A 15,031-nucleotide genomic window follows, 5' to 3' on the forward strand; every position below is an offset into this window, starting at 1 on the left:
TGATCCCGCTACTTATTGAGGCAGTCACGATGTTCCCCGAGCGGTTTTCGAACCTACCGGCCTATGCGTTCCCGCGCCTGCGCGCGCTGCTGGATCACCATGATCCGGGCGGTCCCGTGCTGCACATGTCCATCGGAGAGCCAAAACACCCGTTTCCGGCCTGGATCTCCGAGATCATCGCGCGCCACGTCGCCGATTTCGGGCGTTACCCGCCGAACGAGGGCACGGCAGAGCTGCGCGCGGCCATCTCGAACTGGCTGAACCGGCGCTATGGCGTGACGATGGACCCGGCGACCCAGGTCATGAACCTGAACGGCACGCGCGAGGGGCTGTACAACATCGGCATGGCGCTCTGCCCCGAGCAGAAGAGGGGGCAGCGCCCGGCGGTGCTGATGCCCAACCCGTTCTACCAAGTCTACATGATCTCGGCGATTTCCGTGGGGGCAGAGCCAGTCTTTACCCCCGCCACCGCCGAGACCGGCCACCTGCCGGACTACGCGGGCCTGCCGCCCGAGGTGCTGGACCGAACCGCGCTCTGCTACATCTGTTCGCCCGCCAACCCGCAAGGCGTCATGGCGGACGAGGCCTATTGGCGCGAGTTGATTGGCCTGGCCGAAAAACACGACTTTCAGATCGTGGCCGATGAATGCTACGCCGAGCTTTACCACGACACGCCGCCTACCGGCGCGCTCGAGGTGGCGGCGGCGATGGGCGCGCATCCCGAACGGGTGTTGTCGCTGCATTCGCTGTCGAAACGTTCCAACCTGCCGGGGCTGCGCTCGGGCTTCGTGGCCGGCGGCCCCGAAAGCATCGCGCGCCTGCGCCAGCTGCGTGCCTATTCCGGCGCTCCGGTGCCGCTGCCGCTGCAACATGTGTCAGAGGCGCTGTGGACGGATGAGGCGCATGTGCGCGAGAACCGCGTGCTCTGGGCGCAGAAATACGCCCTGGCGGACGAGATCCTGGGCAATGTCCCGGGCTACATGTCCCCGCAGGCGGGCATGTTCGTCTGGCTGCCGGTCAAGGATGGCGAGGCCGCGACGTTCAAACTGTGGACGGAAACCGGTGTCCGGGTACTGCCCGGCGCCTACCTGTCGCGCGACACGGCGGATGGAAACCCGGGGCAGGGGTACATCCGCGCGGCGCTTGTCGCGCCCCAGGACGAGACAAGGGATGGGCTGACCCGGATCCGGGACTGCCTGTTCACATAATAAAGAAAAAGACGAGGCGAAGATGGCATCTTTCCAGGCAAGGGGGCGTGATCCCCTGTTCGACACCAATACCGCCGCGACGCTGGAAAAGCGGGGTCGCGAGCTGATCGGGCTGGCGCTGGTCGCGCTGGGGCTGATGGTGGCGGCCATGATCGCCTCGTATACGCCGGATGATCCCTCGTGGCTTTCGGCCACCGATGCGCCGGTGCAGAACTGGATGGGACGCCTTGGGGCCTATGTCGCTGCGCCGCTGTTCATGATCATTGGCCTGGGGGCCTGGGCGCTGGCCGCCGTTTTCCTGGCCTGGGGTGTCCGCCTGGCCCTGCACCAGGGCAATGGCCGCGCCTTTTCCTGCCTGATCTTCTCGCCCATCTGGGTGGCGCTTTGTGCGGTCTATGCCTCGGGCCTGCACGAGTCCGCCGGATGGACGCATCATTTTGGCCTTGGCGGTCTGTTCGGTGACATGATGATGGGTTCGGCCCTCAACGTGCTGCCCTTTGCCCCGGGCACGGGACTGAAGATCATGCAGCTGGGGCTGGGCGCGGGCATCCTTGCGCTGGGCGCCTTCGTGCTGGGCTTTACCCGTGAGGAATTGAAATCGCTGGGCCGCTTCCTTCTGGTCAGTGTGGTCATGACCTACGCCACGCTGGTGCGCCTGATGGGCCGCGGGGCCAACGGTACCATGACCGTGGCACAGCGGATGCAGGCCGCCAGTGCCGAACGTCGCGCCGCCCGGGCCGAGCGGCGCGCCGCCGCCGCCGAAGCCGCACAAGAGGCCGATCTTGTTGCCAGCGCCGAACCGGCGCCTGCCGCCGTGCCCTCTGCCTCGCGCGTGCTGCGCGCCGACATGGGCGTGCCGCCGTCGCCCGAGGCCGGGTTCTACGACCCCGACGAGGACATCCTGGAAGAGGCGCCCATGCCGCAGCCCGAGAAACAGGGCTTTCTGTCGCGCATGATCCGCCGGGCGGACCCTGATCCGCTGCCCGAACCCGAGCTGGTCGAGGAACTGATCGACCATGACGTCGATGTCCCTGGAGAGGACCGCATCCGGGCCAAGATCGCCCGTGCGGTGAAATCCCGCAGCACGGTGCTGCCGGGCCGTCAGACGCCGGGCATCATGGCCGACAAGCCGCTGACCAAGGGACGCGGATACGGCCCGCAGCCCATCGTCTTCCGCGACACGCCGCGCCAGCCCGCGCTGCCGCCGGAACCGCCGCTGACCGCGGCGGACCGCCCTCTGCCGCCCGAGCCGCGCCTGACCGCCGCTGATCCGGTCCCCGCGCCTGCCGCTGCGCCGGCCCCCCGGACCGCACCAAGTGCCGAGGAGGTTTCCGAACCGGCGCCGCGCGTCCTGCCCCGTGCCCCTGCCGCGGAACCCGAGGTCGATGCCGAACTCTACTCTGACCTCAGCGATTTCGACGACTATGGCGACCAGAATGGCTTTGACGACGACTACGCCGACGAAGCCGAGGTGCTGAGCGACGACTACCAGCCCGAGCCTGCCCCGCAGTCTGCACCGCAACCGCGCGCCGCCGTGCCGCTGCCGGAACCCAAGAAGGTTGTTCAACAGCCGGTGCGCAAGCCCGTGCAGCCCTCGAAACGCGCCCAAGCAGAGGCCCAGCCCCAGCTGCGTTTCGACGATGATGGGCCGGAATACGAATTGCCGCCGCTCTCGCTGCTCATGTCTCCGGACAAGATCGAGCGTCACGTCCTCTCCGACGAGGCGCTCGAGGAAAACGCACGGATGCTGGAAACCGTGCTGGACGACTACGGCGTCAAGGGCGAGATCGTCAGCGTCCGCCCCGGCCCGGTTGTCACCATGTACGAACTTGAACCCGCGCCGGGTCTCAAGGCCAGCCGCGTCATCGGCCTTGCCGACGACATCGCGCGTTCCATGTCGGCCCTCTCTGCCCGCGTCTCGACCGTGCCGGGGCGCAGCGTGATCGGGATCGAACTGCCCAACGACAACCGCGAGATGGTTTCCTTCCGCGAGATCCTGGCGGGCCGCGACTATGGCGACGGCAAGCACAAGCTGCCGCTGGCGCTGGGCAAGAACATCGGTGGCGAGCCTCTGGTGGCGAACCTGGCCAAGATGCCTCACCTGCTGATCGCGGGGACCACCGGTTCCGGTAAGTCCGTCGCCATCAACACCATGATCCTGTCGCTGCTTTACAAGCTGACGCCCGAGGACCTGCGGCTGGTGATGATCGACCCCAAGATGCTGGAACTCAGCGTCTATGACGGCATCCCGCACCTTCTGTCCCCGGTCGTGACCGATCCGAAAAAGGCGGTCGTGGCCCTGAAATGGGTCGTGGGCGAGATGGAAGATCGTTACCGCAAGATGTCCAAGATGGGCGTCCGCAACATCGACGGCTACAACAGCCGCGTCGAGGACGCGCTGGGCAAGGGCGAGATGTTCAGCCGCACGGTCCAGACCGGCTTTGACGACGACACCGGCGAACCCGTCTTCGAGACCGAGGAATTCGAACCGAAGAAAATGCCCTATATCGTCGTCATCGTCGACGAGATGGCCGACCTGATGATGGTCGCGGGGAAAGAGATCGAGGCCTGCATCCAGCGTCTGGCGCAGATGGCGCGAGCCTCGGGCATCCACCTCATCATGGCCACGCAGCGGCCCTCGGTCGATGTCATCACCGGCACGATCAAGGCGAACTTCCCCACCCGGATCTCTTTCCAGGTGACCTCCAAGATCGACAGCCGGACAATCCTTGGCGAAATGGGGGCCGAACAGCTGCTGGGCATGGGCGACATGCTCTACATGGCGGGGGGCGCCAAGATCACCCGCTGCCACGGGCCGTTCGTGTCCGATGAAGAGGTCGAGGAAATCGTCAACCACCTCAAGGCCTTCGGCCCGCCGGAATATGTGGGGGGCGTCGTCTCGGGCCCCGACGAGGAAAAGGCCGACAACATCGACGCGGTGCTGGGTCTGAACACCGGCGGGAACACCGGTGGCGAGGATGCGTTGTATGATCAGGCCGTGGCCATCGTCATAAAGGACCGCAAGTGCTCGACCTCGTACATCCAGCGCAAGCTGGGCATCGGTTACAACAAGGCCGCGCGCCTGGTCGAGCAGATGGAGGACGAGGGTGTCGTCAGCCCCGCCAACCATGTCGGCAAGCGCGAGATCCTGGTGCCGGAACAGGCCTGAGACCGGGGCAGGGAGGGGGCGCGGCCCCCTCTGCGCCTGCGGCGCATTCACACCCGGAGTATTTTTGCAGAGAAGAAGCATGGGGTGCGAGGGCATTGAAGGGGCGGCTTTCCGCCCCGATATTGACCTGCAAGAGGCCTGCTATCGCATAGCGCAGCGCGATGTGCCATGTCAGCGGGCATTCCGAGCAGGAAGGAAACACATGATCCGCAGAGCTTTCACCGCAGGTCTCATTGCCCTTGGCACGCTTGCGGCGCTGCCCGCCAGCGCCCAGCAACTGTCGCTGAACGAGATCTCGCGCTACCTGAACTCGATCACCTCGGCCACGGGCACTTTCACCCAGATCAACTCCGACGGCACGATCTCGACCGGCGAAATCGCGATCAAGCGGCCGGGCAAGGTGCGTTTCGATTACAACCCGCCAGAGCGGGCGCTGGTCATGGCAAGCGCCGGGGCCGTCTATATCCTTGACCGCAAGCTGGGCGCCCGACCGGACACCTATCCGCTGCGGCAGACGCCGCTGTCGATCATCCTTGCGCGCCAGGTGGACCTGAGCCGCGCCGGCATGGTCGTCGGGCATGGGTTTGATGGCACGGCGACCACCGTCACCGCGCAGGACCCTGACAACCCGGATTATGGCACAATCCAGCTGAAGTTCACTGGCGCACCGGTTGAGTTGCGGCAATGGATCATCACGGACCGAAACGGTAGCCAGACCACGGTGATCCTGGGCGGGCTGGAACAGGCAAACCTGTCCAACAGCGTCTTCTCGATTGAAAGCGAACTGTCCAAGCTCAAGCGCTGAGGGTGTGGCGCGGTCCCATCCCGGGGCCGCGCGTTTTCCTTACCGTGCGGCGCGGCAATTCCTGAGTTGCCGCTCGTAGAGCACCGCCCGTTCGCCCACCTGTGTCGACACCCGCAGCAGCCAGGACTTGGCATTGTAGCTGCCTCGGCGATAGCCCGTGCGACCCTCGTGGTAGGCAAGGTAATGGCGCCGCGCGTCCGACTTCGGAATGCCCAGCTCCTTGTGCGACAGATCCATGTACCAGCCCATGAAATCGGTTGCGTCGCGGATGTTGTCTCGGCGCGCACCGCGCCGGCCCGCGTCGGCCAGGTATTCGTCCCAGGTGCCGTCCAGCGCCTGACTGTACCCGAAGGCCGAGCTTTGACGCCCGATCGGGATCACGCCGAGGCTGTACCGGAAGGGGGTTCGCGCATCGCTGTCGAACTTGCTCTCCTGGTAGATCGTTGCCATCTGAACGTGCACGGGAACACCCCAGCGCCGTTCGGCACTGCGGAAGGCACGGTAATATCCGGGACGCTGTTCGAGAATCGAACAGGCGTTGTCCAGGTTGCGCGGAGACGTACCAGACCCGCCGCCACCCCCACAGGAGGCCGCAAGAAGCACGATCACCAAGGCGCGAAGGACTCTGCTCATTTGCCACTCGCCTCGCTTTGTCTTTTTATTGTAAGGCATTTTAGCTGATTGCGCCGGGCGAGGGAATCACATTTCCTCCAGTCCAGCGGGTCACCGCTGTCGCGGGGCATGGTATCGGGACCAGTGCGCCCTTGGCCTATGATCTGGACTGTTGGCGGGTGTTTCACAGAGTGTTTCCCGTCAATTTGAGGCGAAAGTTGGACAAGGCACCGGCGGAAACGGTATCAAGGAGGCAGGAAGAGGTTCGTTATGTTGCACAATCGCGCGAAATATCACCTGGGTCAGGTCGTCCGCCACCGCAAGCACCCCTTCCGGGGCGTGGTGTTTGATGTCGACCCCGAATTCTCGAACACCGAGGAATGGTACGAATCCATTCCCGAGGACAGCCGCCCGTCCAAGAAGCAGCCGTTCTATCACCTGCTGGCAGAAAACGATCAGAGCTTTTACGTGGCCTATGTCTCGGAACAGAACCTGGTCGCCGACTACTCGGGCGAGCCGGTAGATCACCCGGACATTCCCGATCTCTTCGGCGCCTTCGAGGACGGGTCTTACGCGCTGCACTTCCAGATGAACTGAGGGCTGGCGTCCCGCGGCGATGAGAACGGGATCATCCCGCCTTTGCCGCCCAGGCGGCGGCCTCGTCCAGGCGGTCGTCGCCCCAGAACAATTCTTCCCCTGCAACGAAAGACGGGCTGCCGAAGATGCCCAGGGCCTCGGCCTTGTCGGTTTCCGCGCTCAGCAGAGCCGTGCCTTCTTCGCCCGCGGCACGGGCCAGCACCGCGACAGGGTCCTGCCCCACGGCCCGCAGGCTGTCTGACAGGTTCGGATCGCTGCCCGCTTCCTTCCCGTCGACGAACCAGCGGCGGTAGGTTTCTATCGTGTAATCCTCGCCCCAGCCTTCGGTCATGCCCAGAACCGCTATCTTGTTGGCCAGCGGCAGGTCGGGCAGTGGGTAAGGGGCGGGCACATTGATCGGTAGCCCGAAAAGCTCGGCCCGCCGTTCCATGTCGCGCCACATGTAGGCGGTCTTGATCGGCTTGTCGCGAAAGGGGATGTTGTTCTGGGCCATCATGATCCGGCGCACGTCAAAGGGGCGCCATGTCACCTGCAGCCCGTGATCGCGCGCATAATCCCGCATCCGCGCGACCGTCAGATAGCTGTAGGTACTGCCGATCGAATACCAGAAATCGAGTTTGGCCATGTCAGATCCTCCTGCCGCGAGGTCAGCCTAGCGGCAGGCGGTACGGGCTGTGAAGCCCGTGTCACAGGGCGGCGCGCATGACCTTCAGGAATTCCGTGATTTCGGCTTCGGTCGTGGACCAGTTGCACACCAGGCGCGCAAGCGCCGGTTCATCGGCCTTCTCGGGCGGGTTGCCCCAAAGCGCGTAGACCGCGCCCGCCGCCTGGGCCGCCTTGTGCGCCCGCAGCGGCGCGCGAAAGAACAGCATGTTGGCGCGGGTCTTGTTCACGATTTCCAGCCCCATGTCCTGCAGCCCCCGGGCCAGGGTCTCGCAGCGGTCATTGGCCTGCTGAGCCAGGTCGCGCCACAGGTCGTCCTGAAGGTAGGCCAGCATCTGGGCCGCGACGTAACGGTGCTTGGAATAGAGGTGGCCCGCGCGTTTCACCCGCAGTTCGAATTCCTGCGCCCGGGTAAAGCCGCTGCTGGCGGGTGCCTCTGGGTCAAAGATCACCACCGCCTCGGCATCCATCAGACCGTTCTTGGTGCCGCCGAAAACGGCGATGTCCACGCCCGCCTTCCAGGTCATTTCGGCCGGGGTGCAGCCCAGCTTGACACAGGCATTGGCAAAGCGCGCCCCGTCCAGGTGCACAGACAAACCGTATTCCCGTGCCACCGCACACAGCGCCCCGATGTCGGACAGCGCGTAGACATTCCCGCCCTCGGTCACATTGGTGATCGAGACCGGCCCACGCTGTGGCCCGTGCACGCCGCGGTTGCCCTCGCCCAGGATCGCGCTGCGCAGGGCCTCAGGTGTCATCACGTCGCCGCCGCGCACAAGGGTCAGCTTGGCGCCGCCGGTGTAGAACTCGGGCGCGTTGCACTCGTCCTCGTGGATATGCGCGTGCTCGGAGCAGAAGATCGTCTGGAACGGCGCGCAGAGCGTGGCCAGCGACAGTGAATTCGCAGCGGTGCCGGTGGCCACCAGATAGACCGCCGCGTCCGGGGCTTCGAAAAGGGCGCGGACCCGGTCCGCCACTTCTGCCGTCACGTCGTCGGCGCCATAGCTTGCCGCCGAACCGCTGTTCACCCGCGCCAGAACGTCAATGACCTGTTGCGGGACCGGGCTGGCATTGTCGGACGCAAAATTCATAGCGGCTCCTCGATGATATGGTCTTCCCAGTCGTCTTCATCGACCTCGAACTCGGGCACCGTGGCGTCCCGCATCGACACGCCTGCATCATGAACAGAGTCGGGCGTGCCAGAAATCAGGGGGTGCCAATCGTAAAGGGGCTTGCCCTCGTAAAGCAGCTTGTAAGCGCAGGTCTCGGGCATCCAGTAATGGTTCTTGGCGATGTTTGCGGGCCGCAACACGATGCATTCCGGCACGAACTGATGCCGGATCTCGTACTGGGAGCAGCGGCAGGTGCTGTCGTCGAACAGGCGGCAGGCGACACGGGTCAGCGCCACCTCCCCGGTGTCCTCGTCCTCAAGCTTGTTCAGGCAGCACTTGCCGCATCCGTCGCAGAGAGCCTCCCACTCGGCGTCCGACATGTCCTGAAGGCGCTTGCGCTCCCAGAAGCGCGGCGTCAGGCCGGTGCGGGCAATCGGATCTGTCATTCGGCGGCCAGGATCTCGCGGGCTTTCAGGCAATCCGCGTCCATCTGGGTGATCAGCGCCTCAAGCCCGTCGAATTTCAGCTCGGGCCGCAGGTATTCGACCAGTCCGACCGACAGGGTCGCACCGTAGAGGTCGCCCGTGAAGTCGAAGAGATAGGTTTCGATGTTGGGCACTTCGCCATTGAACATCGGGCGGACGCCGATGCTGGCGGCCCCGCGATAGCTGCCCTTGTGCGGACCGTCGCGCACGTCCACCAATACGGCGTAGACGCCGAACCGGGGCGGGTGCAGCCCGTCTATGGACATGTTCGCGGTGGGATAGCCAAGCTCACGCCCGCGCTGTTCGCCGCCGACCACCTTGCCTTCGATCCGGTGCCAGTGACCCAGCAGGGCCGCGGCATCGCGGGGGCGGCCGTCGGACAGCGCGTCGCGGATCGCGGTCGACGAAACCTGTACACCGCCGGTTTCCAACAGGTCAGCAACCGTCACGCCAAACCCCATTTCTTCGCCGAAGGCCTGCAGACTTTCGACATTGCCCGCGCGCCCCTTGCCGAAACAGAAATCCGCGCCCACCACCACGTTGACCAGGCCGAACCCCTTGCGGATCACCCGGTCCGCGAAGTCCCGCGGGGTCAACGAGGCCAGTACCGTATTGAAATTCAACTGGTACAGCCGTTCGACCCCAAGTTTCTCAAGCCGTGCGGCGCGGGTCTCGGCGCTCATCAGGCGAAAGGGGGCAGAGTCCGGGGCGAAGTATTCGCGCGGATGCGGTTCGAACGTCATCACACCAAGGGGCGCCCCCGGCGCCGACCGGCGCGCGAGGTCGATCACCGCCTGGTGGCCCAGGTGGACGCCGTCAAAGTTGCCGATGGCGACGCTGGCACCCTGATCTTCGGGCCGCGTGTACTGATAGTCGTGAACGATCCGCATGCGCTTCCCGTTACCGGCACGCGCGCCCGTGCGCAAGCATCCCCCGGCATGGCGTGGCGCCCGTGCCCCGATTTGTGATGCCGCCCACACGGATGCCGCGCGGGCGCACAAATATCCTGTCCGACTGCGGGCGGGTTCAGCCCTTGTCGGTCACGTTTTCCTTGAAGGCCTTTTCGAAGGCGGCCTGCTTGTCGGCCCCGGCCTCGGTCTGGTGCTGCGCCTTCCACTCGGAATAGGGCATCCCGTAGTAGACCTCGCGGGCCTCTTCCTTGCCCATCTCGATGCCCTTTTCGTTCGCCGCCTCCTGGTACCAGCGGCTCAGGCAGTTGCGGCAGAAGCCGGCCAGGTTCATCATGTCGATGTTCTGTACGTCCTGCCGGTCTTCCATCAGGTGCTGGCGCAGCCGGCGAAAGGCGGCGGCCTCGATCTCGATGCGGGTTTGGTCGTCCATCTTTGTCACTCCTCTTTCTCCGTCACGGCGGCCAGCGCCTGTTGCAGCAGCGGCGCCAGGCGCGCCGCCCAGTGTCGCTGGCCGACCTCTTCCTCGATCAGGTCGTTGCGGACCTCGATCAGCGTGTTCAGGCGTCCTGCGCCAAGGGCGTGGCGGTCGATCGCATCGCCGGGCAGGTGACCGGGGTAGGGCTGGTTGCGTCCCACCACCAGATCGGGTTCCGCCTCCAGCATGTCAATGAGCGGATCGGACAGGCGCGCATCCCATGCGGCGTGGAGCACGCCGACATGCCAGGGGCGGGGCGGGCGTCCGTGCAGTTGCGGCGTGAAGGAATGGATCGCCACGATGGCCACATCGTCGCGCCCTGCCACCATTTTCGCCAAAGCGGCATCATAGGGGCGGTAATAGGCGTTCAGGCGGCGTTCCTTTTCCTCGGCGTCCGCATGGCGGTTGCCGGGGATCACCGAACCGTCGTAGAGCTTCATCAGCAGGGTCGGGTCGTCTTCGCCCCGGTTCGGGTCGATCACGAGGCGTGAGAAATTCGACAGCACAACCGGCGCATCCAGCAATTCACCCAGTTCCCGCGCCATACCGGCGGCGCCCACGTCATAGGCAATGTGGCGCGCCATGTCCGACACCGGCAGGCCGAGAGAGCCGCCAAGATCGGGCGGCACGATGTTGGCGGCATGATCACAGGTGATCAGGAACCGGCTCTGGCGGGTTTCGCCGATGATCTGGCAGGGGGAATATGTCATGGTCTCGTCGTCTTTGGCCCGCTACACATATGCCAGTTGCGCGGCAAAGGGAAATACGTGATAAAGCAGGCGCCGTTAGCGGTAACGCCGCAACTGCATTTGCCAGCGCGCACACGCGGACGCGACTGGCCACCACAGCCGACCGGGCAGGGAGAAAGACATGAAACGCGACCGTAACGTCAAGATCGTGGCCACGCTTGGCCCCGCATCCAACACCTACGAGATGATCCGGGCCCTGCACGAGGCCGGAGCGGATGTCTTTCGCCTGAACATGAGCCACGGCACCCACGAGGAAATCGAGGAACGCCACAAGATGATCCGGCAGGTCGAAAAGGACCTGGACAGCCCGATCGCGATCCTTGCCGACCTCCAGGGCCCGAAACTGCGCGTGGGTGAGTTCGCCAACGGCTCGGAAGAGCTGGAGTGGGGCCAGAAGTTCCGGTTGGACCTGGACGAAGCGCCGGGTGACGCGACACGCGTGCAGCTGCCGCACCCCGAGATCTTTGCCGCCCTCAGCGGCGGGTCGCACCTGCTGGTCAATGACGGCAAGATCCGCCTCAAAGTGGCCGACTGCGGCAAGGATCACGCAAATTGCATCGTCGAGGCGGGCGGCACGATTTCCAACCGAAAGGGCGTGAACGTTCCCGACGTGGTGCTGCCGCTTGCCGCGCTCAGCGACAAGGACCGCCGCGACCTGGAATTTGCCTGCGGGCTGGGCGTCGACTGGATCGCTTTGTCCTTTGTCCAGCGGGTCGAGGACGTCGAAGAGGCGCGGCGCCTGGTCTGGGGCCGGGCGGCAATCATCTCGAAGATCGAGAAACCCTCGGCGGTCGAGGCTTTTGACGAGATCCTGGAGGTCTCGGACGGGATCATGGTCGCCCGTGGCGACCTGGGTGTCGAACTGCCTGTTCAGGCGGTGCCGCCGATCCAGAAGCGCCTGGTGCGCAAGTGCCGCGCGGCCGCCAAGCCGGTGATCGTTGCGACGCAGATGCTGGAATCCATGATCGAAAGCCCGATGCCGACCCGGGCCGAGGTCTCGGACGTGTCCGGCGCCATCTACGAGGGCACCGACGCCATCATGCTGTCGGCGGAATCGGCCGCCGGTCAGTACCCGATCGAAGCTGTCACCACGATGAACAACGTGGCCATCTCTGTCGAGAGCGACCCGACCTACCGCGACGTGATCGAGGCCTCGCGCAACGCCGTGCGGACCTCTGTCGCCGACGGCATCGTAGCCGCTGCGCGCGAGATCGCCGAGACGACAGAGATCAAGGCGATCTGCTGCTTTACCTCCTCGGGCACCACTGCGGCCCTGGTTGCGCGGGAACGTCCGCGCGTGCCGATCATCGCCATGACCCCGATGACCGGTGCCGCACGCCGGCTGTCGCTGACCTGGGGCACGCAATGCGTCATGACCGGAGAGCTGGAGCGGTTCAAGCAGGCTGTCGTCAACGCGGCCCGTGCCGCGCGCGCGCAGGGCTATGCCGGTGAAAAGGACCAGATCGTCGTCACCGCAGGCGTGCCCTTCAACCAGCCGGGAACGACCAACATCCTGCGCGTTGCCCCCTGCAACGAGCGTTTGATCTTTTCGACCGATCCGGAATAACCTTTCCCCTGCAAGAGGGGGCAGGCCAATGGAACCTGACATGATGCTGGTCACCGGCATGGGGCTGGTCGTTCTGTCCCTGCCAGCGATCATTTCGGCCTGGTCCGACAATCGGGCGCCCCGTGTGGGCGCCCTCGTGTTGTTCGGGGGTGCGGGACTTGTCTTCTGGGCCTTCCGCGAAAAGGACGGCGGTTATCGCCCGCAGGATATTCCTGACGCGGTCTATGGCGTGATCGGTCAGATTCTGAACTGAGAGCGGGCTCAGGAAGAGGGGCGGGGTTTCGCTGTATCCTCTGTGGGTGCCTGTTCCGGCTCCATCTCCAGGTCGAGGTCCGGCAGCCCTTCGCGAGAGAGCAGGATGGCCACGGGCCGCACGCGCGGGATGTGCGAACAGATGATCATGATCGACACCATGATCGGCACCGCCAGGAACATGCCCACGATCCCCCAGACCGCGGCCCAGAAGGCCAGGCTGGCGATGATGCCGAAAGAGGACAGCCGCAGTGTCTTGCCCAGCAGCAGTGGGTCAAGCACCTGGCCCACGGTGAACTGGATCACGGTTACGATCGACAGGACCGTCAGGCCGGCAAAGGCGTCACCGGTCTGGACGTAGCTGACCAGGGCCACCACCACCGTCGCCACGATGGAGCCAATGTTGGGAATGAAGTTCAGGACGAAGGTCAACACCGCCATCGGCATCGCCAGGTCCAGCGCAAAGAAGGTCATCACCGCGTAGACCAGCGCCCCGGTGACGGAGCTGATGACCACCTTGACCACGAGGTAACGGTTCACCCGGTGGATGATCGAGGAAATGATCCGTTCGACCCGCCGCGCGCGCCGCTCATCCCCCATGAGGCTGGCCAGCTTGGTCGGGAACCAAAGGCGCTCCAGGAACATGAAGCCCACGAACAGCGTGACCAGCACCGCTCCCGAGGCGATGTTACCCGCCTGCCCGGCGAGGGATGACAGGTAAGGACCCAGCTGGATCGATTTCATCCAGTCCAGCACGGCGGTCTCGACATCCGCCCCCATCCAGCCGACCAGGTCCGCCACCGCCTGCTGGGCGGGATCCGCGTATTGCAGGATCGTGACTACAACCGTGTTCGCCTGGGCGAGGATGATCAAAGAGGCGGAAATCAGGATGGTGGCGATCAAGAGCACCGCCAGCATCGAGGCAATCCAGATCGAAACCCGGGCACTGCCGATCCTCATTCGCTGGAAATAGTTGATCGCATCGGAGGTCAGCGAGAACAGCATGATCGCGATGGCCAGCGAGATCAGCAGGAACTTGGCCTGCACCAGCAGAAAGAGGATCACCGCGAAGGCGATGATGCCCAGAAACCAGGTCTGCGCCTTTCGGATTTCGGAGACTTCCGCGCGCGCGGACTGGTCGGTGTCTGGATGATCGGGCATATGTCGGGATTGAAACTCTGTAATTGTGTTTGCGTGGCCGCGCGACCCAAGGATAATGGGGCCTGTCGCGGGGAGCAAGGCGAGGCGCCAGCGGGATCCTGTCGCTTGCGGTCCGGGGCAGGTCGTGCCCCCGTGTTCGCCCCTTGCCAAACCTGCCGCGTCCCCCTATACGGCGCTTTCCAACCGCGCGGCCGGCCACCAGTGGCATGCCGAGTCGCGCCAAGTAACGGAGATTGAAATGCCCAAGATGAAGACCAAGTCGAGCGCCAAGAAGCGCTTCAAGGTGAGCGCCACCGGCAAGGTGCTGGCTGCCCAGGCCGGCAAGCGCCACGGCATGATCAAGCGCACCAAGAAATTCATCCGCGATGCGCGCGGAACCACCACCATGTCCAAGCCTGACGCCAAGATCGTCAAGCAGTACATGCCCTACGACCGCTGATCAGGAGGATAAGATATGTCCCGTACCAAAGGCGGAACCGTTACCCACGCGCGTCACAAGAAGATCACCAGCCAGGCCAAAGGTTACTATGGCCGCCGCAAGAACACCTTCAAGGTGGCGGCACAGGCTGTCGACAAGGCGAACCAGTACGCCACGCGTGACCGCAAGAACCGCAAGCGCAACTTCCGCGCCCTGTGGATTCAGCGTATCAACGCCGCCGTGCGCGCGCATGACGAATCGCTGACGTACTCGCGTTTCATCAATGGCCTGACACTGGCTGGCATCGAGGTCGACCGCAAGGTCCTGGCCGACCTGGCCGTGCACGAGCCCGAGGCATTCGCCGCCATCGTCGACCAGGCGAAAGGCGCGCTGCCGGCCTGAGCCGAGCGCATCTCGAAAATCGGACAAGGCCCGGGCTAAGCGCCCGGGCCTTTTCTGTTGCGGGGTTCCCTGTGACGAATTGGCAGAATGCGCGGCTATGCGCGTATGGCGGGAGTTTCAGTGTGAAAACGTGCGCAAAGCGGTTTGGGCTTCGCTAGGGTCGAGCCAGACCTTCTTCCCGACACGACAGGACCCCCCTCTTGGCAGTGGTTTTTCAGGGCACGTCCGCGATCCGCGTCACCGAGATCAATGGTGACGAGATGTTCACGCTTCAGGACGCGCAGATCTATGCGTCTGGGGGGCCGTCACGCTGGGCACCGGGGCCCTGTCGACAGAGTTTCACAACCGCGGCACCGTCCTTTCGGGCGCTGCGGCGGTTGGCGTGCTCACTGCGGACAGCACGGTGGGCAATTTCGGCACGATCAATGGTGTCGTGACGGCGGTC

At 64.6% G+C, this 15,031-nt stretch carries 16 protein-coding genes; 8 read left to right on the forward strand and 8 right to left on the reverse strand.

Translation table 11 applies throughout. The features are described 5' to 3' along the window. Positions 1-29: 29 nt before the first annotated feature. The 3 genes from BLQ71_RS15425 (at position 30) to BLQ71_RS15435 (ending at position 5,182) form a co-directional block, all read left to right on the forward strand. The gene (locus BLQ71_RS15425; RefSeq protein WP_074622353.1) at positions 30-1,208 is read left to right on the forward strand and encodes an aminotransferase class I/II-fold pyridoxal phosphate-dependent enzyme; all 1,179 of its coding nucleotides are present in this window, start codon (positions 30-32) and stop codon (positions 1,206-1,208) included. Positions 1,209-1,230: 22 nt separating this feature from the next. Further along, the gene (locus BLQ71_RS15430; protein ID WP_074622354.1) at positions 1,231-4,377 is read left to right on the forward strand and encodes a DNA translocase FtsK; all 3,147 of its coding nucleotides are present in this window, start codon (positions 1,231-1,233) and stop codon (positions 4,375-4,377) included. 202 nt (positions 4,378-4,579) lie between these two features. After that, positions 4,580-5,182, forward strand: coding sequence for a LolA family protein (locus BLQ71_RS15435; protein WP_074622355.1), 603 nt, complete (start codon positions 4,580-4,582; stop codon positions 5,180-5,182). 39 nt (positions 5,183-5,221) lie between these two features. On the opposite strand, the gene BLQ71_RS15440 is transcribed toward BLQ71_RS15435, so the two are convergent. Continuing rightward, positions 5,222-5,815 (reverse strand): transglycosylase SLT domain-containing protein, encoded by a 594-nt coding sequence (locus BLQ71_RS15440; protein WP_043142223.1) that lies wholly within the window; start codon positions 5,813-5,815, stop codon positions 5,222-5,224. Between the two features lie 249 nt (positions 5,816-6,064). Between BLQ71_RS15440 and hspQ the strand changes: the two genes are divergently transcribed. After that, positions 6,065-6,391 carry a heat shock protein HspQ gene (gene hspQ / locus BLQ71_RS15445; RefSeq protein WP_043142221.1) on the forward strand — a complete coding sequence of 109 codons (327 nt, stop codon included), beginning with the start codon at positions 6,065-6,067 and terminating at the stop codon, positions 6,389-6,391. 31 nt (positions 6,392-6,422) lie between these two features. Here the strand turns inward: hspQ and BLQ71_RS15450 are convergent, their stop codons facing one another. From BLQ71_RS15450 to BLQ71_RS15475, 6 genes are all read right to left on the reverse strand, one after another. Next, positions 6,423-7,016: a 2-hydroxychromene-2-carboxylate isomerase gene (locus BLQ71_RS15450; protein WP_074622356.1), complete on the reverse strand. Its 594-nt coding sequence runs from the start codon at positions 7,014-7,016 to the stop codon at positions 6,423-6,425. Positions 7,017-7,077: 61 nt separating this feature from the next. Beyond that, positions 7,078-8,145, reverse strand: a complete 1,068-nt coding sequence (locus BLQ71_RS15455) for a threonine aldolase family protein (protein WP_074622357.1) — start codon at positions 8,143-8,145, stop codon at positions 7,078-7,080. Further along, positions 8,142-8,612 carry a YcgN family cysteine cluster protein gene (locus BLQ71_RS15460; RefSeq protein WP_074622358.1) on the reverse strand — a complete coding sequence of 157 codons (471 nt, stop codon included), beginning with the start codon at positions 8,610-8,612 and terminating at the stop codon, positions 8,142-8,144. The genes BLQ71_RS15455 and BLQ71_RS15460 overlap by 4 nt, the downstream gene beginning before the upstream one ends. Further along, a complete protein-coding gene (locus BLQ71_RS15465) occupies positions 8,609-9,541 on the reverse strand; it encodes a bifunctional riboflavin kinase/FAD synthetase (protein ID WP_074622359.1) in 933 nt (310 codons plus the stop codon). The genes BLQ71_RS15460 and BLQ71_RS15465 overlap by 4 nt, the downstream gene beginning before the upstream one ends. 136 nt (positions 9,542-9,677) lie before the next feature. Continuing rightward, positions 9,678-9,992, reverse strand: coding sequence for a DUF1244 domain-containing protein (locus BLQ71_RS15470; RefSeq protein ID WP_074622360.1), 315 nt, complete (start codon positions 9,990-9,992; stop codon positions 9,678-9,680). A 5-nt stretch (positions 9,993-9,997) separates the two neighbouring features. After that, entirely contained in the window at positions 9,998-10,747 is a 750-nt protein-coding gene (locus BLQ71_RS15475; RefSeq protein ID WP_074622361.1) for an N-formylglutamate amidohydrolase, read from the reverse strand. A gap of 160 nt (positions 10,748-10,907) precedes the next feature. Between BLQ71_RS15475 and pyk the strand changes: the two genes are divergently transcribed. Together pyk and BLQ71_RS15485 are read left to right on the forward strand one after the other, a co-directional pair. Continuing rightward, entirely contained in the window at positions 10,908-12,353 is a 1,446-nt protein-coding gene (gene pyk, locus BLQ71_RS15480; RefSeq protein ID WP_069207998.1) for a pyruvate kinase, read from the forward strand. Positions 12,354-12,381: 28 nt separating this feature from the next. Continuing rightward, positions 12,382-12,606: a hypothetical protein gene (locus BLQ71_RS15485; RefSeq protein WP_069207999.1), complete on the forward strand. Its 225-nt coding sequence runs from the start codon at positions 12,382-12,384 to the stop codon at positions 12,604-12,606. Between the two features lie 8 nt (positions 12,607-12,614). On the opposite strand, the gene BLQ71_RS15490 is transcribed toward BLQ71_RS15485, so the two are convergent. After that, a complete protein-coding gene (locus tag BLQ71_RS15490) occupies positions 12,615-13,766 on the reverse strand; it encodes an AI-2E family transporter (protein ID WP_083342272.1) in 1,152 nt (383 codons plus the stop codon). A gap of 238 nt (positions 13,767-14,004) precedes the next feature. Between BLQ71_RS15490 and rpmI the strand changes: the two genes are divergently transcribed. Beyond that, a complete protein-coding gene (gene rpmI / locus BLQ71_RS15495; protein ID WP_074622362.1) occupies positions 14,005-14,205 on the forward strand; it encodes a 50S ribosomal protein L35 in 201 nt (66 codons plus the stop codon). 15 nt (positions 14,206-14,220) lie between these two features. Beyond that, positions 14,221-14,586, forward strand: coding sequence for a 50S ribosomal protein L20 (gene rplT / locus BLQ71_RS15500; protein ID WP_043142189.1), 366 nt, complete (start codon positions 14,221-14,223; stop codon positions 14,584-14,586). Positions 14,587-15,031 lie beyond the last annotated feature (445 nt).

This window comes from Antarctobacter albus (assembly GCF_900101505.1).
GTDB classification, from domain to species: domain Bacteria; phylum Pseudomonadota; class Alphaproteobacteria; order Rhodobacterales; family Rhodobacteraceae; genus Antarctobacter; species Antarctobacter albus.

Coding starts and splice junctions, on each gene's coding strand:
- BLQ71_RS15490 (WP_083342272.1), bottom strand. CDS start 13,766: ATGCCCGATCATCCAGACACCGACCAGTCCGCGCGCGCGGAAGTCTCC.
- BLQ71_RS15430 (WP_074622354.1), top strand. CDS start 1,231: ATGGCATCTTTCCAGGCAAGGGGGCGTGATCCCCTGTTCGACACCAAT.
- BLQ71_RS15450 (WP_074622356.1), bottom strand. CDS start 7,016: ATGGCCAAACTCGATTTCTGGTATTCGATCGGCAGTACCTACAGCTAT.
- hspQ (WP_043142221.1), top strand. CDS start 6,065: ATGTTGCACAATCGCGCGAAATATCACCTGGGTCAGGTCGTCCGCCAC.
- BLQ71_RS15435 (WP_074622355.1), top strand. CDS start 4,580: ATGATCCGCAGAGCTTTCACCGCAGGTCTCATTGCCCTTGGCACGCTT.
- pyk (WP_069207998.1), top strand. CDS start 10,908: ATGAAACGCGACCGTAACGTCAAGATCGTGGCCACGCTTGGCCCCGCA.
- BLQ71_RS15475 (WP_074622361.1), bottom strand. CDS start 10,747: ATGACATATTCCCCCTGCCAGATCATCGGCGAAACCCGCCAGAGCCGG.
- BLQ71_RS15460 (WP_074622358.1), bottom strand. CDS start 8,612: ATGACAGATCCGATTGCCCGCACCGGCCTGACGCCGCGCTTCTGGGAG.
- rplT (WP_043142189.1), top strand. CDS start 14,221: ATGTCCCGTACCAAAGGCGGAACCGTTACCCACGCGCGTCACAAGAAG.
- BLQ71_RS15440 (WP_043142223.1), bottom strand. CDS start 5,815: ATGAGCAGAGTCCTTCGCGCCTTGGTGATCGTGCTTCTTGCGGCCTCC.
- BLQ71_RS15455 (WP_074622357.1), bottom strand. CDS start 8,145: ATGAATTTTGCGTCCGACAATGCCAGCCCGGTCCCGCAACAGGTCATT.
- rpmI (WP_074622362.1), top strand. CDS start 14,005: ATGCCCAAGATGAAGACCAAGTCGAGCGCCAAGAAGCGCTTCAAGGTG.
- BLQ71_RS15470 (WP_074622360.1), bottom strand. CDS start 9,992: ATGGACGACCAAACCCGCATCGAGATCGAGGCCGCCGCCTTTCGCCGG.
- BLQ71_RS15465 (WP_074622359.1), bottom strand. CDS start 9,541: ATGCGGATCGTTCACGACTATCAGTACACGCGGCCCGAAGATCAGGGT.
- BLQ71_RS15425 (WP_074622353.1), top strand. CDS start 30: ATGTTCCCCGAGCGGTTTTCGAACCTACCGGCCTATGCGTTCCCGCGC.
- BLQ71_RS15485 (WP_069207999.1), top strand. CDS start 12,382: ATGGAACCTGACATGATGCTGGTCACCGGCATGGGGCTGGTCGTTCTG.